Origin of the sequence: Mesorhizobium sp. ZC-5 (genome assembly GCF_025753855.1) — a bacterium.
Lineage (GTDB): Bacteria > Pseudomonadota > Alphaproteobacteria > Rhizobiales > Rhizobiaceae > Neomesorhizobium.
This window is the reverse complement of sequence record NZ_JAOWPT010000008.1, coordinates 26,588-52,848: the sequence shown is the minus strand read 5'-3', so window position 1 is coordinate 52,848 and position 26,261 is coordinate 26,588. Positions and strand designations below refer to the sequence as shown.

General features: G+C 63.3%; 20 protein-coding genes. 11 read left to right on the top strand and 9 right to left on the bottom strand.

The annotated features are described in order from the left end of the window. Window positions 1-104: 104 nt before the first annotated feature. The 3 genes from OHD58_RS20120 to OHD58_RS20110 all read left to right on the top strand — a co-directional run bounded on the left by OHD58_RS20120 (window position 105) and on the right by OHD58_RS20110 (window position 6,683). Window positions 105-3,596 (top strand): PAS domain S-box protein, encoded by a 3,492-nt coding sequence (locus OHD58_RS20120; protein WP_263805159.1) that lies wholly within the window; start codon window positions 105-107, stop codon window positions 3,594-3,596. Window positions 3,597-3,882: 286 nt separating this feature from the next. Continuing rightward, window positions 3,883-4,923, top strand: coding sequence for a Fe(3+) ABC transporter substrate-binding protein (locus tag OHD58_RS20115; RefSeq protein WP_263805158.1), 1,041 nt, complete (start codon window positions 3,883-3,885; stop codon window positions 4,921-4,923). Between the two features lie 68 nt (window positions 4,924-4,991). Further along, window positions 4,992-6,683 carry an ABC transporter permease gene (locus OHD58_RS20110; RefSeq protein WP_263805157.1) on the top strand — a complete coding sequence of 564 codons (1,692 nt, stop codon included), beginning with the start codon at window positions 4,992-4,994 and terminating at the stop codon, window positions 6,681-6,683. A gap of 248 nt (window positions 6,684-6,931) precedes the next feature. On the opposite strand, the gene OHD58_RS20105 is transcribed toward OHD58_RS20110, so the two are convergent. Continuing rightward, window positions 6,932-8,890: an acetoacetate--CoA ligase gene (locus tag OHD58_RS20105; protein WP_263805155.1), complete on the bottom strand. Its 1,959-nt coding sequence runs from the start codon at window positions 8,888-8,890 to the stop codon at window positions 6,932-6,934. 206 nt (window positions 8,891-9,096) lie between these two features. On the opposite strand from OHD58_RS20105, the gene OHD58_RS20100 reads away from it, so the two are divergent. Then, window positions 9,097-10,962: an AsmA family protein gene (locus tag OHD58_RS20100; protein ID WP_263805154.1), complete on the top strand. Its 1,866-nt coding sequence runs from the start codon at window positions 9,097-9,099 to the stop codon at window positions 10,960-10,962. Window positions 10,963-11,060: 98 nt separating this feature from the next. Here OHD58_RS20100 and OHD58_RS20095 read toward each other — a convergent pair whose 3' ends face one another. The 4 genes from OHD58_RS20095 to OHD58_RS20080 all read right to left on the bottom strand — a co-directional run bounded on the left by OHD58_RS20095 (window position 11,061) and on the right by OHD58_RS20080 (window position 15,176). Beyond that, window positions 11,061-11,879 (bottom strand): ABC transporter permease, encoded by an 819-nt coding sequence (locus tag OHD58_RS20095; RefSeq protein ID WP_263805152.1) that lies wholly within the window; start codon window positions 11,877-11,879, stop codon window positions 11,061-11,063. Next, the gene (locus OHD58_RS20090; protein ID WP_412177259.1) at window positions 11,876-12,745 is read right to left on the bottom strand and encodes an ABC transporter permease subunit; all 870 of its coding nucleotides are present in this window, start codon (window positions 12,743-12,745) and stop codon (window positions 11,876-11,878) included. The genes OHD58_RS20095 and OHD58_RS20090 overlap by 4 nt, the downstream gene beginning before the upstream one ends. 111 nt (window positions 12,746-12,856) lie before the next feature. Further along, the gene (locus OHD58_RS20085; protein ID WP_263805150.1) at window positions 12,857-13,996 is read right to left on the bottom strand and encodes an ABC transporter ATP-binding protein; all 1,140 of its coding nucleotides are present in this window, start codon (window positions 13,994-13,996) and stop codon (window positions 12,857-12,859) included. Window positions 13,997-14,078: 82 nt separating this feature from the next. After that, entirely contained in the window at window positions 14,079-15,176 is a 1,098-nt protein-coding gene (locus OHD58_RS20080) for a polyamine ABC transporter substrate-binding protein (RefSeq protein ID WP_412177255.1), read from the bottom strand. Window positions 15,177-15,468: 292 nt separating this feature from the next. Between OHD58_RS20080 and OHD58_RS20075 the strand changes: the two genes are divergently transcribed. Then, window positions 15,469-15,900, top strand: a complete 432-nt coding sequence (locus tag OHD58_RS20075; RefSeq protein WP_263805148.1) for a nuclear transport factor 2 family protein — start codon at window positions 15,469-15,471, stop codon at window positions 15,898-15,900. 7 nt (window positions 15,901-15,907) lie between these two features. Here OHD58_RS20075 and OHD58_RS20070 read toward each other — a convergent pair whose 3' ends face one another. Continuing rightward, a complete protein-coding gene (locus OHD58_RS20070; RefSeq protein WP_263805147.1) occupies window positions 15,908-16,870 on the bottom strand; it encodes a DMT family transporter in 963 nt (320 codons plus the stop codon). Window positions 16,871-17,088: 218 nt separating this feature from the next. On the opposite strand from OHD58_RS20070, the gene OHD58_RS20065 reads away from it, so the two are divergent. Further along, entirely contained in the window at window positions 17,089-18,069 is a 981-nt protein-coding gene (locus tag OHD58_RS20065; protein ID WP_263805146.1) for an NADPH:quinone reductase, read from the top strand. Here OHD58_RS20065 and OHD58_RS20060 read toward each other — a convergent pair. Continuing rightward, window positions 18,059-18,235 carry a hypothetical protein gene (locus OHD58_RS20060; RefSeq protein WP_263805145.1) on the bottom strand — a complete coding sequence of 59 codons (177 nt, stop codon included), beginning with the start codon at window positions 18,233-18,235 and terminating at the stop codon, window positions 18,059-18,061. The genes OHD58_RS20065 and OHD58_RS20060 overlap by 11 nt on opposite strands. A 92-nt stretch (window positions 18,236-18,327) precedes the next feature. Between OHD58_RS20060 and OHD58_RS20055 the strand changes: the two genes are divergently transcribed. Further along, entirely contained in the window at window positions 18,328-19,203 is an 876-nt protein-coding gene (locus OHD58_RS20055; protein ID WP_263805144.1) for a LysR family transcriptional regulator, read from the top strand. A 279-nt stretch (window positions 19,204-19,482) separates the two neighbouring features. On the opposite strand, the gene OHD58_RS20050 is transcribed toward OHD58_RS20055, so the two are convergent. Both OHD58_RS20050 and OHD58_RS20045 read right to left on the bottom strand, forming a co-directional pair. After that, window positions 19,483-20,400 (bottom strand): hypothetical protein, encoded by a 918-nt coding sequence (locus tag OHD58_RS20050; RefSeq protein WP_263805143.1) that lies wholly within the window; start codon window positions 20,398-20,400, stop codon window positions 19,483-19,485. Window positions 20,401-20,624: 224 nt separating this feature from the next. After that, a complete protein-coding gene (locus OHD58_RS20045; protein ID WP_263805141.1) occupies window positions 20,625-22,067 on the bottom strand; it encodes a helix-turn-helix domain-containing protein in 1,443 nt (480 codons plus the stop codon). Between the two features lie 251 nt (window positions 22,068-22,318). Between OHD58_RS20045 and aceA the strand changes: the two genes are divergently transcribed. From aceA to OHD58_RS20025, 4 genes are all read left to right on the top strand, one after another. Then, on the top strand, window positions 22,319-23,608 hold the full coding sequence (aceA, locus tag OHD58_RS20040; RefSeq protein ID WP_263805140.1) for an isocitrate lyase: 1,290 nt from the start codon (window positions 22,319-22,321) through the stop codon (window positions 23,606-23,608). Window positions 23,609-23,678: 70 nt separating this feature from the next. Then, window positions 23,679-23,912, top strand: a complete 234-nt coding sequence (locus OHD58_RS20035; protein ID WP_263805139.1) for a hypothetical protein — start codon at window positions 23,679-23,681, stop codon at window positions 23,910-23,912. Window positions 23,913-24,211: 299 nt separating this feature from the next. Next, window positions 24,212-24,610: a response regulator gene (locus OHD58_RS20030; RefSeq protein WP_263805138.1), complete on the top strand. Its 399-nt coding sequence runs from the start codon at window positions 24,212-24,214 to the stop codon at window positions 24,608-24,610. Window positions 24,611-24,719: 109 nt separating this feature from the next. Then, window positions 24,720-26,150 carry a glutamine synthetase family protein gene (locus OHD58_RS20025; RefSeq protein WP_263805137.1) on the top strand — a complete coding sequence of 477 codons (1,431 nt, stop codon included), beginning with the start codon at window positions 24,720-24,722 and terminating at the stop codon, window positions 26,148-26,150. The last annotated feature ends 111 nt before the right edge of the window (window positions 26,151-26,261 follow it).

Here is a 26,261-nt window from a genome sequence, read left to right as displayed (position 1 = left end):
GGCAAACACGCTGTTTTCTGGACCTTACGGCCCGCAGCTTTTATTAACGAAGCATTAAGCAAAGGCGCCAGCCGCAACGCGCAAGGGCAAGTCCGGTCAGCTATATGCCGTCAGCGACATATTCCTTCATCGACATCGTCGTTCTTGACGACGTGCGCGAGCGTTTCGCCGCCGGGGATTCGCTCGCCATCCTGTCGACCGACCTCGAGGAGGTGATCTGGGCCAACGGACCGGGCGCCGCGGTTTTCGGGTATCCCGACATCGAAGCTATCATCGGCGCTTCGACACGGCTCGGTCTGGTCGCCCGCCGCCAGATCATGGCGACGGCCGGCTATCCCGACATCGGCCGCGACAAGGGCCTTGCCGTCAGGCTGGCGACCGGGATGACCAGCCAGGCGGTATCGTTCCTCGCCAGCGCGATCACCTTGCCGGACGGCGAACAGGCGATCCTGCTGGCGGTGCCGGCGGGGCGAACCGCTTCGCACAGCGAACAGCAGCGCGCCGAGAGGACGATCGGCGGCCTCAACGAGCCCGGCCATTTCGCGGCTTTGGTCGATAGCGGCGGAACAATCGTCGCGGCGCCGCCGGGATTCAGCGAACTCGGCATCGCCGCCGAGACGCTCACCGGCCTTGTCGCCGAGGTGAAGAACGACGCCGACCGGCTGGTGAAGCGGCTGATCCCGGCAAGAAGCGGACGCCTGCCCGCCGGCTTCGCGCGGCTGACCGATGCGCCGGCCCTGCATCTGCTGGTGGTCATCGACGAGATCCAGGACGCCGTTCAAGACGAGGCCGGCGTCCAAGCAACGGTTTCTGAAAATACAGGATCACAGATCCCGGCATCCGAAACCATCGAGCCCGGATCGCGGAACGGAACCCGCGACGCGGCAGGAAACGACGACCGGCGCCCCGGCAACACCAGCGCGCCGGCCACCGGCGGCAAGCCGGCATGCCAGGATGAACGCTGGTATTTCAACACCGACAGGACGCCGCCCGCCGAGATTTCGCAGCCGCCGGTCACCCAGGACAACGGCGCTGCTCCCGCAGCCATTGCGCAGATGCCGGCGTTCGAACGCGAAACCACGCCGGTGCGTTTTGCCTGGCGCACCGACGCCGACGGAAACTTCAACGCCATCTCACCGGAATTCGCCCGCGCGGTCGGCGGTCCGGCGGCGGACATTGTGGGGCGCAAGTTCCGCGACATCGCGACGATCTTCGGATTCGATTCGGCCGGCGAAATCTCCGGCCTGCTCGACCGCCGCGACACCTGGTCGGGCCGCTCCGTGCTGTGGCCGGTCAGCGGCACAGACCTGCGCATACCCGTCGATCTCGCCGCGCTGCCGGTCTATGGCCGCGAGCGAAATTTCGAGGGTTTTCGCGGCTTCGGCGTCGCGCGCGGCGGCGATGCCGTGCCCGACCCGGAAGCACTCGGCCTGGCGCTGATGCCAACCCCGGCGCCGGAGACCGCGTCCGCCCCCGGCGCGACGGAGCCTGCGGCCTCGATCGGCAACGAGGCCGTCACGGAGCCGGCGGACAGGAAGCAGGTCGACCCGTTCAAGGGCGAGGTTCCAGCGCTGACCATCGTGCCCAAGCAAGAACGCCGCTTCAGCGACAAGGTCATCCGGCTCGCCGAACACCGTGCGCCGGCCAACGACAAGGGGCTGACATCGGTCGAGCGCAATGCGTTCCGCGAAATCGGCGACCGGTTGAAGAAGGAGAGCGCTCCAGCCGAGGAAGCACCGGCCACGGTGGATGCGGAAGACTCGACGCCAGCCGTCACCGCTGACGCAACGTCGCAGCCCGTTTCCGTCGGTCCGGTTGCGGTGGCGCCGCTTGAAGCCGGGAAGCCTGCCGCGGACGAGGCAGCCGTCGAAACGCCGGCCGCACGGGCGCCCGCGGACGAGATCGTCACGGAAGCTGCAACTGACGACGCCCATACAGCGCATCAAGTTCCAACCGGCGAACGGCAACAAGCCGAGCCTGACGCGGAAATCCCGGTTGCGGAAGGCAGCGAGCCAGCGGAACCTGCCGCTCCGGAACTCCGCACCAGCGGGTTCATGCCATCGGCGTTTCCGGCGGGCGGTACCACGGCTGGCGAACATGCCGCCGCCGATACCTCGATCCTGGCAAAACTGCCGGTGCCGGTGCTGATCCATTCGGGCGACGATTTGCATTACGCGAATGGCGAATTTCTGCAACTGACCGGCTACGCATCCATCGAGGATCTCTCGGAAAGCGGCGGCCTCGACACGCTTTTCGGCGAACCCTACGCGGAAGACGCGGACGCCGGCGAGCGCAAGATGCGGCTTTTGACGCGCGGCGGCGACGAGTTCCCGGTCGAGGCGCATCTGCAATCGGTGCCGTGGCACGGCGGCAAGGCGCTGCTCTTGGCCTTGAGCCGCAGCGAACCCGTTATAGCGACGCCGGAGCCTGTCGAGGAGGCTGCTGCTGCACAACCCCGCCTCGTGGAAGAAGCCGATCTGGAAAACCGTATCGCCGAAATGCGGGCGATCGTCGATACCGCGACCGACGGCGTCGTGCTGATCGCCAATGACGGCTCCATCCGATCGATCAGCCGGGCGGCAGAAGCGCTGTTCGGCTTCGACAATGACGATGTGATCGGCAAGCAATTCGTCTCGCTCTTTGCCATAGAGAGCCAGCGTTCCGCGCGTGACTACCTTGCCGGCCTTTCCGAAAATGGCGTCGCCAGCGTCCTGAACGACGGGCGCGAGGTGATCGGACGCGAGGCGGAGGGCCGCTTCATTCCGCTGTTCATGACCATTGGGCGCCTGCCCAACGACAGCGGCTTCTGCGCCGTCGTGCGCGACATCACGCAATGGAAGCGGGCCGAGGAAGAACTGACGCAGGCGCGCGCTCAAGCGGAGCGCACGTCATCGCAGAAGACCGATTTCCTCGCCCGGGTCAGCCACGAGATCCGGACGCCGCTCAACGCCATCATCGGCTTTTCGGAACTGATGATCGACGAAAAGTTCGGACCGATCGGCAACGACCGCTACCGCGACTATCTGCGCGACATCAACCGCTCGGGCAACCACGTCCTCGATCTCGTCAACGACCTGCTCGACATCTCCAAGATCGAAGCGGGCGAACAGGAGATGGCTTACGAGGCGGTGTCGCTGAACGACACGCTGTCGGAGACAGTCGCGATGATGCAGCCGCAAGCCAATCGCGAACGCGTCATCATCCGATCGAGTTTCGCCTCGCGGCTGCCGGAAGTGGTCGCCGACCTGCGCAGCGTGCGGCAGATCGCGCTCAACCTCCTCTCTAACGCGGTGCGCTACACGCAGGCCGGCGGCCAGGTGATCGTGTCCACCGCTTACGAACCTTCCGGCGACATCGTCATGCGGGTGCGCGATACGGGTATCGGCATGAGCCAGGCCGAGATCGAGCAGGCTCTGAAGCCGTTCAAGCAGATCAACGCGCTGAAGCGGGGGCGCGGCGACGGCACGGGCCTGGGGCTGCCGCTCACCAAGGCGATGGTCGAGGCGAACCGGGCGAAATTCTCGATCGCATCGACACCCGGCGAAGGCACACTGGTCGAGATCACTTTTCCATCGACACGCGTTCTGGCGGACTGAATTCAACCTGCCCTGGCAGCATTCCGCCTGCTCGTTGCGAACGAATGGGCGGTCAACCTTCTTTAGTCGAACAATTCAGCGTGATCGTCGGCCGCAAGACATATCCGGCAAATCCCAAACCATTGAAAGTGCCATGAAAAGTTCAACTTTAGAACGTTTCTAAACTATTGAAATTGTTTCATTTTAATCTTGACCGTGTTAGTCAAATTGACGATAGGGAGGCGTTCCGCGAGGAACTAACTTTGTATGAACGCCAACACATTCAATCCCTTGGCAGGAGAGACCGATGAAGATTGGAAACGCCTTTAAGGCTGGCGCCGGCTTTGCATTCGCCGCGCTTTTCGCAACCTCGGCGCTCGCCGACGGCACCGTCAATGTCTACACCTATCGTCAGCCGGAGCTGATCCAGCCGGTGCTCGACGCCTTTACCGCCGAAACCGGTATCAAGACGGAAGTGCTGTTCCTCGACAAAGGTCTGGAAGAGCGTGTTGCGGCGGAAGGCGCAAACTCGCCGGCCGACGTCATCATGACGGTCGACATCGCCCGCCTCACGGCCGCCAAGGAAAAGGGCATCACCCAGCCGCTCGTCGACGACACCGTCAACAAGCTGCTGCCTGCGGAATATCGCGATCCGGAAGGCCATTGGTTCGGAGTCACCAAGCGCGCGCGCGTCGTCTACACTTCGAAGGACCGCGTGAAAGACACCGCGATCACCTATGCCGACCTCGCCGACCCGAAATGGAAGGGCAAGATCTGCATCCGCTCGGGCCAGCACGACTACAATCTGGCGCTGTTTTCGGCTGCGATCGAGCATTGGGGGGCGGAAAAGACCGAAGAGTGGCTGAAGGGCCTCAAGGCCAATCTCGCCAAGAAGCCCGATGGCGGCGACCGTCCGCAGGCCGGCGCCATCGCGGCGGGCGAGTGCGATGTCGCACTCGGCAACACCTATTATGTCGGCCTGATGCGCACCAACGAGAAAGAGCCGAAGGAGAAGGAGTGGGGCAACGCCATCAACGTGATCTTCCCGACCTTCGAGAACGGCCTCACCCATGTGAACATATCGGGCATCGCGCTGGCCAAGAATGCGCCGAACCGCGACAATGCGGTGAAGCTCGTGCAGTTCCTGGCGAGCCACGAGGCACAGCAGGTCTATGCAGAAAAGAACTTCGAATATCCCGTCGAACCCGGCCTCGCGCCGTCTGACGTGGTGAAGGCATTCGGAGAACTCAAGTCCGATACGCTGCCGCTTGCCGACATCGCCAAGAACCGCAAGGCCGCTTCCGAAATGGTCGACCGTGTCGGTCTCGACGATGGTCCTTCGAGCTAAAATGGCCGAATAGAAAAAGAAAGGGCCGGGCCGAACACGCCCGGCCTTTCCGCGTCGCAGGACAGTCGATGGCAGTCATCCAGCAGGTCGAAGGGGTTGGCGCGTTGCGTGTGAAACGCAACTGGCATCCCTACGTGCAGGGGCTCGCCGTAACCCTGTCGGCGTTGGTGCTGCTGCCGATCGTGTCGCTGGCCATCGTGGCGCTTGGCGGCACCGGCGAGGACTGGCCGCACCTGGTGACGAACGTGCTGCCCGGCGCCAGCCGGACAACGCTCCTGCTTCTGGCGCTGGTGGCGGCGGCGACATCGATCATCGGCGTCATCGGCGCCTGGCTGGTGGTTGCTTTCGAGTTCCCGCTGCGCCGCGTCTTTTCATGGGCTCTGGTGCTGCCGCTCGCGGTGCCTCCCTATCTCGCCGCCTATGCATTCGGCGAGTTCTTTCATTTTTCCGGCCCGGTACAGACCCTAATCCGGACGGTTTTCGATTTCCAGACCATCCATGATTACTGGTTCCCTGACATCCGCTCGACGCCCGGGGCAGCCTTCGTGCTCGCCTCGGTACTCTACCCTTACGTCTATCTCACCACGCGCATCGTGTTCCTGATGCAGGGCCGCAACATCGCCGATGTCGCACGCACGCTGGGGGCAAGGCCGGCGAAGGTGTTCTGGAAGGTGCTGCTGCCGGTGGCGCGGCCGGCGATCATTGCCGGCGTCGCACTGGTGCTGATGGAGACGATCAACGATATCGGCGCTTCGGAATATCTCGGTGTGCGCACGCTCACCTTCTCCGTCTACACGACGTGGCTGGCGCGCGGCAGCCTCGAAGGCGGAGCCCAGATCGCTCTCCTGATGCTGGTGCTGGTCTTCCTGATCCTGCTCGCCGAACACTGGGCCCGCCGCAACCAGAGATTTTACACCAGCCGGGCAACCCACATGCGAGCCTATCCACCGCGCACGCGGCTTTCCGGCCTCGCAGGGCTCGGCGCAGCGTTCGCCGTGGCACTTCCGGTGCTGACCGGCTTCGGCATTCCGCTGCTGGTGTTCGGGCAATACGCTTCGCGGCGCCTCGACCAGTTTTTCTCGCCGGCGCTTGCCGACGCCTTCATCAACAGTCTCGTCACGGCCACGGCGACCGCCTTGATCACCATCGTGCTGGCGCTATTCCTGATCAATGCGGTCAGGCTGTCGCGGTCACGATCAATCATGGTGGCGGTCAGACTTGCGGCGGTGGGCTATGCACTGCCGGGTGGTGTGCTCGGGCTCGGGCTGCTTTTCGTGCTGGCCCATTTCGACAACACGCTCGACGGCTTCATGCGGGCGAATTTCGGAGTGTCGACCGGCCTTTTGCTGACCGGTTCGGCGGGCGCGGTCGTGCTTGCCTGCACGATCCGCTTCCTGGCGCTCGCCGAAGGCGCGATCCATTCCGGCATGGAAAAGCTGCCGCCGCATCTCGACGAGGCGGCGCGCAGTCTCGGCCAGACGCCGGCGCGGAGCGCTGCCCGGGTGTTGCTGCCGCTGTTGAGGCCGGCCATCTTCACCGCCGCGGTGCTGGTCTTCGTCGACACGATCAAGGAGCTTTCGGCAACCATCCTGCTTCGGCCCTTCGGCTTCAACACGCTGGCCACATACGTTTACGAGAACGCGTCGCGCGGCGTTCCGGAAGAAGGCGCGGTCGCGGCGATCGTCATCATCCTCACCGCGCTGGTGCCGGTCATCCTGCTTTCCGGCGCATTGATGCGCGACCGCGAAGCCCTGCTCTGATACATTTTCCAAGAAAAAAGGCGCCCATGAAGGGCGCCTGAGGTCGAAGCTGTTTACACGGGGACTTGAACTCTTCGAATGGGATTTTCGAAGTGGGATTTCTCCCTCAAGTTACGCACGACTATCGGCACCAACCCTTAACAAAACCTTACCGTATCGCGCGGAAATTTACCGAAGTGTATCACCCGTGAATTCTCGGTAAATTTTACGGTCATCTTTCGTTAAGCATGTCCTGTCGCTTGCGTATGCTAATCCTGAAGTTCCTTCAGGTCGCGGAAAAGCTCGAGCGCCTCGGGATTGGCCAGCGCCTCCTTGTTCTTCACCGCACGGCCATGGACGACGTCGCGCACCGCAAGTTCGGTGATCTTGCCGGACTTGGTGCGGGGAATATCGGTGACCGCGACGATCTTGGCCGGCACATGGCGCGGCGTGGCACCGTTGCGGATCTTGGCCTTGATCCTGTTCGTCAAGTCTTCGTCCAGCGTGGCGCCCGCCGCCAGGCGGACGAACAGCACGACCCGGACGTCGCGATCCCAGTCCTGGCCGATGCAGATCGCCTCGGCGACCTCCGGCAACTGCTCGACCTGGTTGTAGATTTCGGCGGTGCCGATGCGAACGCCGCCCGGATTGAGCGTAGCGTCGGAGCGGCCATAGATGATCATGCCGCCGTGCTCCGTCCATTCGGCGAAATCGCCATGGCACCAGATATTGTCGAAGCGGTCGAAATAGGCGGCGTGGTATTTTTCGCCGGACGGATCGTTCCAGAACATCACCGGCATCGACGGGAAGGCGCGCGTGCAGACGAGTTCGCCCTTCTCCCCGCGCACCGGGTGGCCGTCGTCGTCCCAGACATCGACGGCCATGCCGAGCCCCGGTACCTGGATCTCGCCGCTCCACACCGGCTGGATCGGTACGCCAAGCACGAAGCAGGCCGCGATATCGGTGCCGCCGGAGATCGAGGCGAGATGCGCGTCCTTCTTGATCGCTTCGTAGACATAGTCGAAGCCTTCGGGCGACAGCGGCGAACCGGTGGAGGACAGCGTACGCACGCTGGAAAGATCATGCGTGTCGATCGGCCTCAGCCCGGCCTTGCGCACCGCATCGATGAACTTCGCCGAGGTGCCGAAATAGGTCATCTTCTCGGCATCGGCGAAATCGAAGATCGTATTGCCGTCGGGATAGAAGGGCGAGCCGTCGTAGAGCAACAGCGTGGCTCCCGAGGCGAGGCCTGAAACCAGCCAGTTCCACATCATCCAGCCGCAGGTGGTGAAGTAGAAGACCCGGTCGCCATCCTGGATGCCGCAATTCAGGCGCTGTTCCTTGACGTGCTGGATCAAGGTGCCGCCGGCCGAATGGACGATGCATTTGGGGATGCCGGTGGTGCCCGACGAGAACAGGATGTAGAGCGGATGCGCAAAAGGCAGCCGCTCGAAAGTCACCGGTTTTGCCGCGAACGGCTCGATTGCCGCTTCCAGCGACGCAGCGCCGTCGATCGTGTCGGCGATGTCGCCGGACATCCCCAGATAATCGACGATCAACGTCTTCCTGACGCTCGGCAGCTTGCCCACCACGGCGGCGACCTTGCCGGCCACCTCGATCGCCTTGCCGTTGTACCAATAACCATCAGGCGCGATGAAGACGACCGGCTCGATCTGGCCGAAGCGGTCGAGCACACCCTGCTCGCCGAAGTCGGGGGAGCAGGAGGACCAGATGGCGCCGAGCGACGTCGCCGCGAGCATTGCCGCCACCGTTTCCGGCATGTTGGGCATCATCGCCGCGATCCGGTCACCGGTCTTGACGCCGAGCGAACGGAAAAGCTGCTGCAGGCGCGACACCAGCGCGTGGAGTTCGTTCCACGACATGCGGCGCTCGACCTTGTCCTCGCCACGAAAAACCAGGGCGTCGCCGCCTCCGATCTTTCTCAGCAGGTTTTCCGCGAAACTGATCCGCGCATCCGGAAAGAAGGAAGCGCCCGGCATCCTGTCGCCATCGACAAGGGTGCGCTCACCACGGTCGCCGACAACACCGCAGAAATCCCAGACGAGTTCCCAGAATGCTTCGCGCGAGCCAACGGACCAGGCATGAAGTTCAGCATAGGTCGAAAAGTCCTGTCCGGCCTTTTTGGACGCGGCCGCCATGAATGCCGTCACCGGCGCATCCGCAATCTGTTCGGCGGTCGGTGTCCAAAGGGCGCTGGCTTCGCTCATTCTCTTCCTCCATCCAGGAAACCGCTTATGCATATTGCATCGCGGCAAAACAAGGTATGGTCCAAAAGCGTCGTCGGGCCCGCGTGGAAAAACCATTCACGGACGTGTTAAGGGTTGAAATGCGGCCGTGGTCGGTTAAACCCGACAGTCGAGAGCTCGGCGGTATCGCGAGCGGAGCGCGAGACCTTCGAGAACAACGAGGCGACATGCCATCACCGATGGTCAAAAAAGGCATATGGGCCTTGGGCGCGGCTATTGTAGCCATCGCCCTCGCCGTTGCTTTTTTCCCGCTGATTGCGTCAACCCAGATCGTGCGTGACCGAATCGCGCTCGAGATGAGCGCCTGGAGCGGTTACCGCGTGGAACTCGGCGCCGCGCCGGTGATCGACGTCTTTCCTTCCTTTCACGCGACGCTCAACAACGTGACATTGTCGGATTGGCGCGACGTCAGCCGGCGGCCGGTCGTCGAGGCCGAGCGTGTCGAGATCGAGCTTTCGGCACTGGCGGCACTCATCGGCAATGTCGTATTCTCCGATGTGCGCCTGATCCGGCCGACCTTGCGCGTCGTGCCGACGGGACCGTTCTATCTTCCTGTTTCCCCGGGGGGCGGGCGGATTGCACGTTCGGTCGACGCGGCCCGCACCGTGGTTGCCGCAAACCCGGCTAGCCCGGATCTGGGCGCACTGCCGTCTGACCCGTTCGGCGAAGTCGAGTTCAGCGACGGGCGCATCGTGATCGCGCGCAATGGCGAAGACGTCGAGATCGTCACCAGCCTCTCCGGCAACGTCGACTGGAGCAGCGTCAACCGCGCCGGCAAGCTCTCGGCGACAGGCATATGGCGAGGCGAGAGCGTTTCCATCGACCTTTCGTCTCCGAACCCGCTGGTTCTGTTCGCCGGCGGGGCGGCTCCGGTAAACTTCGCGCTCAAATCCAACCCGACGTCGGCAACCTTCGAGGGCACGGTCAACACCTCGGCGGATTCGTTCCTGGACGGCAAGGTCACCTTCAATTCACCGTCGCTGCGCCGCCTGCTCGAGTGGTCGAAGAGCGAGATGGCGCCGAAGGCGGTCATCGGCTCCATCGCGATCTCCAGCCATCTGACAGGCAACGCGCAGCGTGCGAAATTCGAAGACACGGAACTGACGCTGGATGGGAATCCCGGCACGGGCGTGCTCGACGTTTCGCTCACCGGCGCGGTACCGAGCATCACCGGAACCATGGCGTTTGAAACGCTCGACCTCAGGTCGTTCCTGTCGACCTTTACGCCGCTCACCTCCGACGCCAATGGCGACCCGGACCAAGTCGACACCAAGTTCGTGGACAAGGTCGTGTTGGATTTGCGCCTGTCGGCGGCGCGCGCTTCGGCGGGCTCCCTCGACATGACGGATGTTGCCGCCACCGCACAGGTGAAAAACGGGCTGGTGGTTTTCGACCTGTCGGACGCCACGGCATTGGGCGGCACCTTGCAGGCGGGCATGCGGCTCGATCGCACTGGCGACGTCGACGTTGCCGAATTGAGGATGCACGCAACCGACATCGATGGAGCGATTTTCGGCGCGGCAACCGGGATGACCGACCTGATGCCTACCGGCCGAGGCACGATTTCGGTGATGCTCAAGGGACCCGCCCAGTCCTGGGAAACGATGCTCGAAAACGCCGACGGATCGATCTCTGCCAGTTTCGGACCAGGCGAGTTGAAGGGCCTCGATCTCCCCGCCTTTCTCAAGCGGGCGTCACAGGGCGGTTTCTTCGCGCTGAAAGAGGTTGCCAATGGCACCTTCCCCATCACCGCCGCCGAATTGAAAGCCGGCATCGCCAACGGCGTCATAAGGATCGAGAAGGCCGAAGCAAAATCGGAGGGCAGAGATATCTGGCTATCCGGGCTGATGCCCTATGTCGGCAGCGGACTGGCGCTTTCCGGCAAGGTCTTTCCGGCCGGGGTGGATAGGACGACCACGCCGGCCGAAGCGACATTCTTCGTCGGCGGCTCGTGGAGCGTCCCGTTCATATCGCCGATCCCGCAGGTCGCGCCACCGCAGGTCGCACCGCCGCCGGCCAGCGTGCCCGACTAGAGCAGTTCCGTTTTCTTCGAATCAACGGAGCTGCTCCAGTCTCCCTTTTTGGCGCAATTCCGGACGCAAAACCGCTGCACACTTTTGCTGGAATTGCTTTAGCCGCGCTGGGCTGCCTGTTCGTCACGCAGGCGCTGCACTTCACGCCGCTTGTTGACCAGCGAGGCGGCAATCACGCCAAGTGCCACCACCGCGATCATCAGCGTGCAGGCGGCATTGATCTCCGGCGTCACGCCGAGCCGGACCTGGCTGTAGATCTTCATCGGCAGCGTGGTGGCGCCCGGGCCGGAGGTGAAGCTCGATATGACGAGATCGTCGATCGACAGGGTGAAGGCCAGCATCCAGCCCGACACCACGGCCGGCATGATCACCGGCAGGGTGATCTGGAAGAAGGTCTTCACCGGCGGCGCGCCGAGATCCATCGCCGCTTCTTCCAGCGAGCGGTCGAAGGTCATCAGGCGCGACTGCACCACCACGGCGACGAAGCACATGGAGAACGTGATGTGCGCCAGGATGACCGTCAGGAAGCCGCGGTCGAGGCCGATGGCGACAAACAGCAGCAGGAGCGACAGGCCGGTGATGACCTCCGGCATGACCAAGGGCGCGAACACCATGCCGGAGAACAGCACCCTGCCCCGGAACCGCGTGTAGCGGGTAAGCGCAAGCGCGGCCAGCGTGCCGAGCACCGTCGCGACAGTCGCCGAGATAAGCCCGACCCGAATCGTGACCCAGGCGGCGTCCATCAGGCCCTGATTGCGGAACAGTTCGCCATACCATCTGGTCGAGAAGCCACCCCAGACGGTGACCAGCTTGGACTCGTTGAACGAGAAGATCACCAGAAGCACGATCGGCAGGTAGAGGAAGGCAAAGCCCAGCACGATCGAGGTGATGTTGAAGCGGCTCCAGGTGGCGTTCATCGGCCCTGCTCCTGCGCACGGGCCTGCGCGCTCTGGAAGATCATGATCGGCACGACGAGCAGCAGAAGCAGGATGACCGCCACCGCCGAGGAGACAGGCCAGTCGCGGTTGGCGAAGAACTCATTCCACAAGGTCTTGCCGATCATCAGCGTCTGCGAGCCGCCAAGCAGGTCGGGAATGACGAACTCGCCGACGGCCGGAATGAACACCAGCATGCAGCCGGCGACGACGCCTGGCAACGCAAGCGGGAACGTCACCTTCCAGAAGGCCCCTGTCGGCGTGCAGCCGAGGTCCTGTGCGGCCTCGATCAGCGAGAAGTCCATCTTCTCGAGGGTCGAATAGAGCGGCAGGATCATGAAAGGCAGATAAGAGTACACGATGCCGATGAAGATCGCGGCATGGGTGTTCATGATCACCAGCGGCTGGTCGATGATGCCGGTTGCCAGAAGAACCTGGTTGAGCAGGCCTTCGGGCTTGAGAATGCCGATCCAGGCATAGACGCGGATCAGGAACGACGTCCAGAACGGCAGGATAACCAGCATCAGCAGCGTCGGTCTGATCGATGCCGGCGCCCGTGCCATGCCGTAGGCGACAGGAAAGCCGACCAGCAAGGCGAGGAAGGTCGAGATCGCGGCAATGACAACGCTCGAAACATAGGCGTTGAAATAGAGGGGATCCTCGGTCAGCCAGACGTAGTTGTCGATGCCGAGTTCCCGCAACTGGGCCAGGAACCCGGAAATTCCCTCGCCGACACCCAACACCGGCACATAGGGCGGCATGGCGATCGCCGTTTGCGACAGCGATATCTTGAAGACGATGATGAAGGGGATGAGGAAAAAGAACAGCAGCCAGAGATAAGGCACCATGATCACCAGCCGGCTGGTGATCGCATTCAGCAACGAGCCTGATGCCGAAGCGGGCTGGGCAGCCGCGACAGCGGACGGGGAAGAGACTGCGGTTTCCGCCATCACTCGCCCCTAGCGCGTCAACACGACGCCTGCATCCGGCCGGAAGGATATCCAGGCGCGGTCGTTCCAGGTCAGCGGATCTTCGGTCACCCGGGCGCTGTTCAACGCGCTCGCCTTTACCACCTGCCCGTCGGTGAGCTTCACGTGGTAGACCGTCATGTCGCCGAGATAGGCAAGGTCGAACACCTCGCCCTCCATCGCATTCGCAGCACCCTCGGGCTTTCGCGACGACACCTTGATCTTCTCCGGACGGATGGCGAAAGCGACGGCATTGCCGGCCGCCGCCTCGCCGGCGTTTTCGACGACGATCTCGGCCCCGCTGGCGCCGGTGATGCGGGCGGTGTTCGCCTCGCGCGCCGCCACGGTTCCCTCGAACATGTTCACGTTGCCGACGAAACCGGCGACGAAACGCGAGGCGGGCGCCTCGTAGACCTCGGCAGGTGTCGCGACCTGCATCACCTCGCCCCTGTCGAGGATGGCGATGCGGTCGGCCATGGTCATCGCTTCCTCCTGGTCGTGAGTGACGACCACGAAGGTGAGGCCGAGCGACTGCTGCAGGTCCATCAGTTCGAACTGGGTTTCCTCGCGCAGCTTCTTGTCGAGCGCGCCGAGCGGCTCGTCGAGCAGCAGCACCTTCGGCCGCTTGGCGACGGAGCGTGCGAGCGCGACGCGCTGGCGCTGGCCGCCGGAAAGCTGGTGCGGCTTGCGCTTGGTGAACTGCTCGAGCTTGACCAGCTTCAGCATTTCAGCGACGCGGGCATCGACCTCGGGTTTCGGCATGCCGTCCTGCTTGAGGCCGAAGGCGATGTTGGCTTCGACCGTCATGTGCGGGAACAGCGCATAGGACTGGAACATCATGTTGACCGGGCGCCGGTAGGGCGGAATGCCGCGCAGATCCTGTCCGTCGAGCAGGATGCGGCCCGCGGTCGGCTCCTCGAAGCCGGCCAGCATCCGAAGCAGCGTGGACTTGCCGCAGCCGGACGCACCGAGCAGCGCGAAAAACTCGCGCTCGTAGATGCTAAGCGAGAGATTGTTGACGGCGGTGAAGTCGCCGAAGCGCTTGGTGACGTTCTCGAAGGCGATGTAGGGCTTGGCGTCGGGGTCGTTCCAGGGTGCAAAATCCCTGCGGATGCTGCCAAGCGATTTCATGTCAGTCTCCGTGGTTGCCCTTTGACCCCAGCCTTGGAAAAATGAAACCCCGGATGAAGCCAGCCGGGGTTTCGATGCGCAACTATTGCCCGGTAACGATCTTGGTCCACATCCGGGTCACCAGGCGCTGTGTCTTGGGATCGTAGGGAGAGACGGTGAAGAGCTTCTGCAACGTGGCCTCATCCGGATAGATGGACGGATTGTCCATGATTTCCTTTTCGATGAACTCCTGCGATGCCTTGTTGCCGTTGGCGAAGTAGACGTAGTTGGTCGCCTTCGCCGCGACTTCCGGCTTCATCATGTAGTTCAGGAACTCGTGCGCCTCGGCGACGTGCTTGGCATCGGCCGGGATCGCCATCTGGTCGAACCACATCTCGGCGCCTTCCTTCGGCACCACGTAATCGATGACGACGCCCTGATCGGCCTCGGCGGCGCGATCGCGCGCCTGGAATACGTCACCCGACCAGCCGACAGCCAGGCAGATGTCGCCATTGGCCAGCGCGTTGATGTATTCGGACGAGTGGAACTTGCGGATCGACGGACGGATCGCCATCAGCGTTTCCTCGACCTTGGCGAAATCCTCGGCGGATTTGCTCTCGGGATCGAGGCCGAGGTATTTCAGCGTGGTGGGGATCAGGTCGGTTGGAGAATCCAGGACGTAGACGCCGCAGCCGGCGAGTTTGGCCAGGTTTTCCGGCTTGTAGAAGACATCCCAGCTGTCGATCTTGTCGATGCCGAGGGCTTCCTTCACTTTCTTCTGGTTGTAGCCGATGCCGACCGTGCCCCACATGTAGTTGATCGAATACTCGTTGCCCGGATCGTATTTGACGACGCGCGAGGTAACCACGTCCCACATATTGGAGATGTTTGGCAGTTTCGACTTGTCGAGCTTCTGGTAGACGCCTGCCTCGATCTGGCGGACCAGGAAGTTGCTGGTGGGCACGACGATGTCGTAGCCGCTGCCGCCGGCGAGCAGCTTGGTTTCAAGGATCTCGTTGGAATCGAACACGTCGTAGACGACCTTGATGCCGGTCTCCTTGGTGAAATCGGCGATGATGGAATCGTCGATGTAATCCGACCAGTTATAGACGTTGACGACACGCTCCTGCGCGTCGGCACCGACCGACAACGACAGGAAGAACACCGGCGCAACGGACAGCCGGAGCAAGGTACGGATCATGATTTTCTCCTCATTTGGAATACCCCTGATCTGGCCTGTTCCCCGAGGCGTCCAGCCAGTCTTTTTTCCAAGCCTATTGGCGTTTTTGCGGTGCGACAAGCGCCAAATTGGCGGCCGCCGGAAGAAGCCGTGGGGCGGGCGATGAGTCTTCGACATCGTCGCCGTTGAAACCGACTTGGGGCGACATCGTTGGAAGTGCATGAGAGCGGAGTTGCCAGCCGCAACTGCCCGTTGTCCGCTGCATCCGCAGCCGCCATGCTGATCTGAGACGCCAAATCAGGAGAAACGACCGATGGAGACAGCTGTAAGGGAGCTATTCGAGCGATACGAGAGCTTTTTCAGACGGTCGCTCGACGGGGATTCGGATATGGATGAGGTCGCGTCGCTGTATGCCTCGGATTTTATCGCGGCCTCGCCTGCCGGGGTCATGACCGGGAGGAACGACGACCAGCTAAAGCAGGTCATGGCAGCGGGATACGCACATTATCGCGCGATCGGGACCAAAGGGATGCGGATTCGCCATATCCGTCTCTCGCCGATAGACGAGCACCATTGCGTGGCCCATGTCTCCTGGACCGCGACCTATGCCCGCAAGGATCAACCGGACACATCCATCGATTTCGATGTTCACTACCTGGTCCAGAAACTGGACGGCGAAGCGAAGGTCTTCGGTTGGGTATCGGGCGATGAGCAGGCGCTGCTAAAGCAGCACGGCATCGTCTGACGGCAGCTCAATTGGGCGACGGCATGCCCGTTACACCCGGCTTTGCCGGTCTCGACTGGCGCTTGAACTCGAGGCCGATATGGATGAGCAAAGCCACGAAGACGACGCTACCACCCAAAACCGTGCGGGCCGACGGCACCTCGGAATGGATGAGCCATACCCAGACCGGGCCGAGCACGGTTTCGAGCGTGCCGAGCAGTGCCGCAAAGGCCGCCGGGATAAGCCGTGCCCCCGAAGCGAAACAGGCAAGGCCAAGGCCAAGGTTGACGGCGCCGAAGGCAAACAGAAAGGCCATGTCGCGCTGCGAGGTGGCAAAGGTCTCCGTCTGCGAGGCCGCGAAGAGTGCTGCAAATACCGTGCCGAGGCAGGTTGCCGGCGTCATCCGGACATGGGCGAAACGCCTCGTGATGACCGTGGCGATCGAGAATGCGATCGCGATCAGCAACGCCAACCCGTCGCCGACCGGCGAGACATCGCCGGTGAAGGATTCCGACACCATGATCGCCACGCCGGCGATGACGGCGGCGATTGCCGCCCAGGTCGGCAGCGCGACGGTTTCGCGAAACAACAGCCAGGCGATCAGCGCCGCGATCAAGGGAACGCCGGCCTGCATCAGCAGGATGTTGGCGACGGTCGTGTAGGCAAGCGCCACGACGAAAGAGGTCGAGGCCGTGGCAAAGCACAGCGCGACCGCGAGGCCGGGCAATCCCATGCCGCGGAAGAGGTTCAAGGTGCCGCGCAGCCCGTCTCGCCACAGCATGAAGCCAAGCAGGAACGCGGCCGCCCAGATCGATCGCCAGAAAACGACCGTCCAGCTGTCGTCGGCATCGATGAAGCGCGCTATGGCGCCGCCGAAGCTCCAGAACAGCGCCGAAAGGAAGACCAGCAGAAAGCCGATGCGTTCATCGCGCTGAGATACGGCGGAACCGGCATTGATGACCGCGGTTGCGGCAGTGGTCGGTTTGCCCATACGAGAGCCGCCGGTCGGAAAGAGGTGCCACGGCACGATGTCTTCGCCCTATCCAACTCCATGCCGGCTGGCGTGGTCCAGCGCCTGCTTCCCATTGTGGCACCGGCGTTTACTCGGCACCGCCGTTATCGATTCTCCGGTCCGGACCAAATTTGCGTGACGGGCAGACGTTGCGTGGTAGATAATCCGAGGCACCGTTGCCCGCCGGAGAGATCATCATGAAAGCTGCCTGGTACGAGAAGAACGGAACGGCGCGCGATGTGCTGATCGTCGGCGAGCTACCGAAACCACAGGCCGGACCGGGCGAAGTGCTGGTGCGGGTGCACGTCTCCGGCGTCAATCCGTCCGACGTGAAGAGCCGGCGCGGCCGTCCGCTCGCCGGCCCGAAGGTGGTGCCGCACAGCGATGGCGCGGGGATCATCGAAGCGGTCGGCCAAGGCGTTCCGGAAAGCCGCGTCGGCGAACGGGTATGGCTGTGGAACGGCCAATGGAAACGCGCCTTCGGCACCGCCGCCGAATATGTCGCCCTGCCCGCGAAGCAGGCCGTGCCCCTTGCGGATAGCGTGGACTTCGCGGCCGGCGCCTGCTTCGGCATTCCCGGCCTCACCGCGATGCAGGGGGTGAACCTGGCCGGACCGATGACGGGCAAAACGCTTCTGGTGACAGGCGCGGCTTCGGCGGTCGGCCACTATGTGACGCAGATCGCCAAGGCGCGCGGCGCGCGCGTGATCGGAACCGCGTCGGCGGAAAAGACCGTCCATGCGAAAAGCGCCGACGCGAGCGACGTCATCGACTACAAGAATGAGGACGTCGCGGCCCGCGTGCTGGAACTGACGGGTGGAAAGGGCGCCGACGCGATCATCGACATGGATTTTTCGACGACCGTGCGGCTGCTTCCCGGCGGCATCCTTGCCCCGCACGGCAGGTATGTCTGCTACGGCTCGAACATGCCCGGCGACAACATCGTGCCGTTCGGCGACCTGCTTTTCAAAAGCCTCACGCTGCAGTTCTTCCTTGTCTACGAACTGAGCGACGACGACCGCGCCAAGGCGATCGCCGGTCTCGACGCCATGCTGGAATCGCATAGCCTGGAGCATACGATCGGCGCACGGTTTGCGCTGCGGGAGATCGCCGCCGCGCATGAGATGGTCGAAGCCGGACAAGTTATCGGCAACGTGGTGATCGACCTCACGGATTGAACGAATCCTGGTCGCGTGGCCGCCGCCGTTCCAGTCCAGCCCACATCGTCCTCAGCACGCTCCATTCCGCGCCCCAGAATGGCTGGTCCAGTGACGGATTTTGACGCTTGCGGTTCATCCGGGCCATTTCATCGTGCAGCAAAGCCCAAATCAGCATCTGGTCCATTTGTAATTCCTTCGGTGCTATCATTCGATAATGAAACGTAGCCGAAGATTTTTCCTGTTTCTGCGGCCATGGATGCGATATGTTTTTCAATTATGAAAAACCTGAACTGGGATGACCTGCGGATTTTTGTGCGCGTGGCGCGCGGTGGCGGGCTTTCCGCCGCTGCTGCCGAGCTTGGCTCCAGCCCGGCAACGATCGGGCGCCGCATGCTGGCGCTCGAAAAGGTGGTCGCCAGGCCGCTCTTCGTGCGGCGGCAGACAGGCTACGAACTGACGGATGACGGCCGATTGCTGCTGGCCAAGGCGCTTGCGATGGAGGCCGGCGCGCGGCCGATCGAAGACTGGCTTTCGGCCAACGGAAACCGGCCGGTGGTGCGGATTTCGGCCGGCACCTGGATCGCCAATTTCCTGTCGGAGAACTTTGGCCGCATCTGGAGCCCCGACGACCAATTCAGGATCGCCTTCAAGACCGCCGAGGCGCGCCTCGACATCGCCCATCGGGAAGTCGAGATCGGCGTGCGGAACCAGCCGCCCGACGGCGCCAACCTCGCCGCCCGACCGATCACCGACGCGGCCTATGCGCCGTTCCGCGCCCGCAACCACACACCGCAATCGGCGGAAAACTGGGTGGCGATCGCGCCCGGGGATGCATCGACGGCATCGACCCGCTGGACGACCGCCCAGGCCGGGTTCGCGATCGCGGCATGGGCGAACGCGCCGCGCACCCTCTACGACCTGATCCGCTCGGGCACCGGCAAGGGCGTCGTGCCCTGCTTTGCCGGCGACCGCGACCCGCTGCTGGAGCGCGCCGGCGAGGAAATCGCCGAGCTCAGGCACCGGCAGTGGATCGTCATGCACAATGACGACCGCCACCGCCCGGAAGTGCGCACCGTCATCGAGCGGATGGCGGCGCTGATCAACGCGCACGCGCCGCTGTTTTCGGGCGAACGGCCCATGGGGAATGGGTGAACGTCGCGGCATTTCTCCGTCTGCACCTGCTTCCTTCAAGCGCCCCCTCTCCGTCTCGGCTTCGCCGATCCACCTCTCCCCCGCTTCGCAGGGGCGAGGAACCACTGCCGCGATGTCGGCGCTTTTCCAGCCTGGGTTCCTCGCCCCCGGGAGAGGTGGTTTGCGCAGCAAACCGGAGAGGGGGATTCAAGAACACAAGCATCTCCATTGCCACGCCCACTGCCCGGCAAGGCATCAGGCGAGGTCTGGCTCAACTTCATAATCGCCATCCGGTCACAATCAGGATGTGTCGCGGCGCTCCTCCAGGACGTCGAAGGCGAGGCCGTGCAGGTCTTTCAGGATTTCGTGGATCTCGTGCGTGGATTTTTTCCGGCCCCGCCTCGGGTGCTGGCCGGGCGGCCGGCCGGGACGCAGCGGCCAGATGCGGTGCGGCTTGCTGCGGCGCGGTTGTCCGGTTTGCTCGGCGGGGGCGCCGTTTCTGTCCTGTGCGATGATCGCATCGCGGCGCGCGCGCCAGCGGGCGAAGCGGTTTGCCTGGCGCGGCAGGTCGTCGAGGGCAGATGCCAGTGTGGCGAGCCTCTGGCCAAGGCGGGTGGCGTCGACCGGATCGTCGGGCGATGGCAGGCGGCGGGGTATGATGGGAGACGGCGTAGTGTAGCCGGGCACCGAGATGCGCGGCACGCTGGTGGGGACGGGACGCCGGGGGCGGCTTTCCCAGCGCGGCAGCCGGTCGAACAGCGGCAGGGCGAGCGGGCGGCCAGGGGTACGTTGCGCGATGCCCACTCCATCGCCTTCGGCGGTCCCCCTCCCCCGTCCCTTCGACAAGCTCAGGACAGAGGAGGATCCGAGGTGGCGAAGCTGGCGCGACCTGGATCCTCCCCCGTTCACGGGGGAGGGGGACCACGCGGAGCGTGGTGGAGGGGGCGGGACGATAACACTACGCGCCGCAACGATGATGAGCCGGCGAGTGGCGGCTTCGGCGGGACGCAGCAGGCGGAGCACGGCTGTGTGGATATGGCGGGGAAGGGTAGACGCCGGGGGCAGTTTACTTTTTTCCGCCAGAGCCGAAGCTTGAGGCAGCGCGCTTTTCCGCGGAAAGAAAGTAAACTGTCCCCCGAGTTCCGCCATGGCGACGAGCGCGGCCAGGATGCGCTTCAGCGCCTCCCGGTTACGCTCGATTGCCAGGTTCCAGTCCATCGCCCGTGTTTTCCTTTCCGCCCATGCAGCCGACGGGAGAATTATGCGGGCGGCTGGAGGGAGGTGGATAAAAAATCCTGACAGATGGTGACAAAGTGGGCGCAGCGACGCGCAGGCTGAGAAGATGCGCCCCCTCTCCGTCTCGCTGCGCTCGACACCTCTCCCCCACATTCGCGGGAGCGAGGAACCCAGGCTGGAGAAGCGCTGTACCAGGCGGAGAGCGTCTATTGAAAATCAAACGCGCTCAATCCCGTCGCCATCTCGTCCAGGCCGAGCGGGCGGGTGACCGGCGGTTCGGCGCGGGCGAGGCAGCCGACGCGCTCGCAGACCCTGCAGGCCGGACCGACCGGCGTGGAAGCGGCCTGCGCGAGCTTGCCGCCTGCCGGCGTGCCGGGAAGGCCTGCGCCGTAGACGATCTCGTCGCGGAAACCGATGTCGCAGCCGAGCAGGATAGCGGTTCGCCGCGGCCGCTCGTTGAAGGCACCTTGCGGGCCCTCGAGCGTGCGGGCAATGCAAAGGAACTCGGCGCCGTCCGGCATTTCCACCGCCTCGACCAATATCTGCCCGGGCTGCGTGAAGGCCGCATGCACCGGCAGCTTCGGGCAACCGCCGCCGAACCGGCCCTGCGGAAAGCCCTGCGCGCCGGCTTTGCGGAAGCGGTGACCGGCATTGTCGACTTCCAGCATGAAGAACGGAATGCCCGAACTGCCGCTGCGGTTGAGCATGGTGAGCCGGTTCGCCGCCTGTTCGAAGGAAACGCCGAAACGCGAACGCAACACGTCGATGTCATGGCGCGACCGCTGCGCGGCACTCTGGAACGCCTGGTAGGGCATCATCAACGCATGTGCCGCGTAACGTGCGAGCTCGAAGCGGCCGAGCCGCCGCGCCTCGTCGGATGAGAGCTTCAGCGCCTGCAGTTCGGCGGGGATCGCGACCCGCATCCTGACCAGGCAGGCCTCCATGGCGATTTCGCGCAGCTGGTCGAACGGCGACAGGCGCTCGGAGATGAACAGCCGCTGCGAATGGCGGTCGTAGCGGCGGCGCCAGTTGGGCATCGTCGCAACCGGCAGCACCTTCACGACAATGCCGAATTCCCGCTTCAGCCAGGCTTTCAGCGCGCCTGAGAGATCATCGCCAGGATCGAGCAGCGTGGTGAAGGCTTCGGCCTCCTCCTCTATCGAGGCGAAATAGTTGGGCCGCCGCTCGAATGTCTCGCGCACCTCGTCGATCGGCAGGCGCGCGCTCGACAGCGATGTGGCGCGCCCGTCCCGCGCCAGCATCTCGGAAAGATCCGAGAGCCGTTCCGCCTGCTCGCGATAGGCCCGGAACAGCTTCACCACCGCGGCTGCCGCGTTGGGCGCCGCCTCGGCGATCTCGACCAGCTCCTGGTCTCCGGGCAATTCGCCGGCGAGCAGGGGATCGGCAAAGACCTCGCGCAAGGCGGCGATCGAGCCTCCCGCCTCGCCGTGCAGTTCCTCCGGCTCGACCTTGTAGGCCGACACGAGCTTGAGGATCAGTTGGACGGTCAGCGGCCGCTGATTGCGCTCGATGAGATTGAGGTAGGAGGGAGAGATGCCGAGCCCCTCGGCCATCGCCGTCTGGGTGAGGCCCTTGGCGTTGCGGATGCGGCGGATGCGCGGTCCCGCGAAGATTTTCTGCTCAGCCATGCGCTGCCGCCCTTTACACGATCTTTACAAGCTTCACCGCCAAAAAGGCCGTTCGAGCTTTTACAATCTTGACAAATTTACATCTCCCGTCGGTCAAACTCAACACAGATTTTCTCTTATTTTTGCACTATCACGGCGTATTCTCTCGTCTCTGTCGCGGTGCAATGTAAATGAAGTCACAGGAAAGCGGTTGCCCTATCTCGATCTTCAGCCGCGCCACTGAAACACCCTGCGATGGATGGAGCATAGCAATGACCGATTTTTACAACCTCGTCCCTTCGGCGCCTGAAGGCCGCTTCGACGGCATCGAACGGCCTTATACGCCCGCCGACGTGAAGCGGCTGCGCGGTTCCGTCCAGATCAAGCACAGCCTCGCCGAACTGGGCGCAAACCGGCTGTGGAAGCTCATTCACGAGGAAGATTTCGTCAACTCGCTCGGCGCCATGACCGGCAACCAGGCCATGCAGCAGGTGCGCGCCGGACTGAAGGCGATCTACCTCTCCGGCTGGCAGGTCGCCGCCGATTCCAACACCGCCTCGTCGATGTATCCCGACCAGTCGCTCTATCCTGCCAACGCCGCGCCGGAACTCGCCAAGCGCATCAACAAGACCTTGCAGCGCGCGGACCAGATCGAAACGTCGGAAGGCAACGGTCTCTCGGTCGACACCTGGTTCGCGCCGATCGTCGCCGACGCGGAAGCCGGGTTCGGCGGGCCGCTGAATGCCTTCGAGATCATGAAGGCCTTCATCGAGGCGGGCGCGGCCGGCGTTCACTACGAGGACCAGCTGGCATCCGAAAAGAAGTGCGGCCATCTCGGCGGCAAGGTGCTGATCCCGACGGCGGCGCACATCCGCAACCTCAACGCCGCGCGGCTCGCCGCCGACGTGATGGGCACGCCGACGCTGGTCATCGCCCGCACCGACGCGGAGGCCGCGAAGCTGCTGACATCGGACATCGACGAGCGCGACCAGCCCTTCGTCGACAGGGACGCGGGCCGCACTGTCGAAGGTTTCTACCAGGTGAAGAACGGCATGGAACCCTGCATCGCGCGCGCCATCGCCTATGCGCCGCATTGCGACCTGATCTGGATGGAGACCGGCAAGCCGGACCTCGAGCAGGCGCGCACGTTTGCCGAGGCCGTACAGAAGGCGCATCCGGGCAAGAAGCTCGCCTACAACTGCTCGCCGTCGTTCAACTGGAAGAAGAACCTCGACGACGCGACCATCGCCAAGTTCCAGCGCGAACTCGGCGCGATGGGCTACAAGTTCCAGTTCATCACGCTGGCGGGTTTCCACCAGCTGAACCACGGCATGTTCGAACTCGCCCGTGGCTACAAGGATCGCCAGATGGCGGCCTACTCGGAACTGCAGGAGGCAGAGTTCGCGGCCGAGGCCGACGGCTACACCGCAACCAAGCACCAGCGCGAGGTCGGCACCGGCTATTTCGACGCGGTGTCGATGGCGATCAGCGGCGGCAAGTCGTCGACGACCGCCATGCACGAATCGACCGAACACGAACAGTTCCGCCCGGCGGCGGAATAGCACCAAGAACGGTCACGCCGGAGGCATCGATGCCTCCGGTTCCGCCGCAACACAGGATGAGGAGAGCAAAATGGCACCGAGAACACGCGTCAAGGAACGGGCGGAGGAACAGGCCTCTGCGATGAACGCCGACCAGCAGGCCGCCATCCGCATCGTCGCCAACGACCTGCACAGGCTCAACCAGGCGGTGATGAAAGCCGTCGAGGCGGGTGTCTCGGTGGAACTGGTTCGTTCGGCGCGTCACCATGGCGGCAACGGCAATTGGGGCGATCTCCTGATTCCGGTAATCGTTACCCAGGGTTGAGCGGTTATCCCTAACACCAGCAATATTCGATGGTTTCAACGCGCGCTTTTTTAGCGCGCGTTGTGCTTTTTACTTTCGACTTGGGCGCGTTTTTCCGCAACGCATGCAAGCGAATCTGCATCTTTGCCCAACATTGCTAAAAGTTTAGCTTTTATTCGACCTTCGATCCTTGACATCTTCGGCAATGACAACATTATCGGGCAGGCTCCACAACCGGACATTGAAAACTCTAGCCGTAGGTTGTCGTGAGCATGGGACCCTCGGTCCGGTGTTCGTTCCCGTCAGGACTCAATCGCGCAATGCATGCATCCCCTGAAAACCTGAACCAGGTCCTTGTCGTAGGAAAGTCGCCAGTCAACCGTGTCGTCATAGCCAAGATCGTCGAACGCTCCGGCCTGAAGCCGGTGTCGGAAACGCCCGAGCAGGCTATAAAATCCCTGTCCTCGCTGTGGCCCGGCATGGTGATCGTGGACGGCGGTGCCGGCAACGACGACTGCGACCAGATCCTCGCGGTGTTGCGGGACCGCCGTCGCGTTTCCGCGAAAAACCTGCCGGCCGTCATCCTCTTGTCGACGGCGGCAGCAGATACCGATGCCTTGACCTCCAATCCGGGCGTCGACGCCGTGGTGGCCAAGCCGATCACCACCGAAACGTTGCAGCCGACAATCGACCGGCTGCATGCGCGCGGCCGCAGCTAGTTCGTCACCCGCGGGCAACGCTGTCCACCGGGTACGGTCTCCGGCCCCCTTCCCTTCCGCCGCGAGGCACGGCTATACTCGGCGGTCTGCAATAGCCTCCTGGTGATTGATGCCTGCCGGAAAAAAGGAAGTCCGACCCGCGAGCCGTGGGCGCGCGCGTCTACCTGCTTTCGTGAAAAATCTCCGCGGTGTCAAAAACTGGAAAGAGGTGAGCGCCTGGCTGGAATGGCGCGGCATCGAAGACATCGAATGCATCACCCCGGACCAGGCCGGCGTGGCGCGCGGCAAGATGATGCCGTCGAAGAAATTCACCTCCAACACATCGCTGGCACTGCCTTCGGCGCCATTCATGATGACGATTTCCGGAGACTATCCGGAAGACGGCAACGGGTTTTCCTATCCGGAAGACGACGGCGACCTGAAACTGGTACCCGACCTGTCGACGCTCTCGGTGGTGCCCTGGGAGGAAGACCCGACAGCCCAGGTGATCTGCGATCTTGTCCACCAGGACGGCCGCAACGTCGAATTCACGCCGCGCAACGTCCTGCGCCGCGTGGTGGCGGCCTATGAGAAGCGCGGCCTGAAGCCGGTCGTGGCGCCCGAGATCGAGTTCTATCTCGTGCGCAAGAATCCCGACCCGGATTATCCGCTGGTGCCGCCGGTCGGACGTTCGGGCCGGCCGATCGGCGGCGGCGCCGGCTATTCGATCGCCGGCGTCAACGAGTTCGACGAGCTGATCGACGACATCTATCACTTCTCCGAAGCCCAGGGCCTGGAGATCGACACGCTGATCCATGAAGAAGGCGCCGGCCAGCTGGAGATCAACCTGCGCCATGGCGACCCGGTCGAACTCGCCGACCAGGTGTTCCTGTTCAAGCGCACCATTCGCGAAGCGGCGCTCAAGCACGAGACCTACGCGACCTTCATGGCCAAGCCCATCCAAGGCCAGCCGGGTTCGGCCATGCATATCCACCAGTCGGTGATCGACAAGAAGACCGGCCGCAACGTCTTTGCCGCCGAAGACGGCAGCGAAACCGAAGCGTTCTTCAACTTCATCGGCGGTATGCAGAAGCATGTGCCGAATGCACTGGTGATGTTTGCGCCCTACGTGAATTCGTACCGCCGACTGACGCAGGCCGCGTCGGCTCCGGTCAACACCAAATGGGGCTACGACAACCGCACGACGGCGTTCCGCGTGCCGCGTTCCGACCCGAGCGGCCGCCGCGTCGAGAACCGCATCCCCTCTTCCGACGCCAATCCCTACCTGGCGCTCGCGGCCTCGCTTGCTTGCGGGCTTGCCGGCATGATCCACAAGCTCAAGCCGGACGCACCTGCCGACACCACGGTGAACGAAGACAAGATCGATTTGCCGCGCGGCCTGCTCGAAGCTGTCGACCTGTTCGAGGGGGACGAGGTGCTGAAGGAACTGCTCGGCGCCGTTTTCGTCTCGACCTACGCGGCGATCAAGCGGGCGGAATTCGAGACCTTCATGGAGGTCATCAGCCCGTGGGAGCGGGAGTATCTGCTGTTGAATGTGTGAAGGTCGGCAGTCGGCAGTCGGCAGTCGGCAGTCGGCAGTCGGCAGTCGGCAGTCGGCAGTCGGCAGTCGGCAGTCGGCAGTCGGCAGTCGAAATACAATCAAAAATGCAGA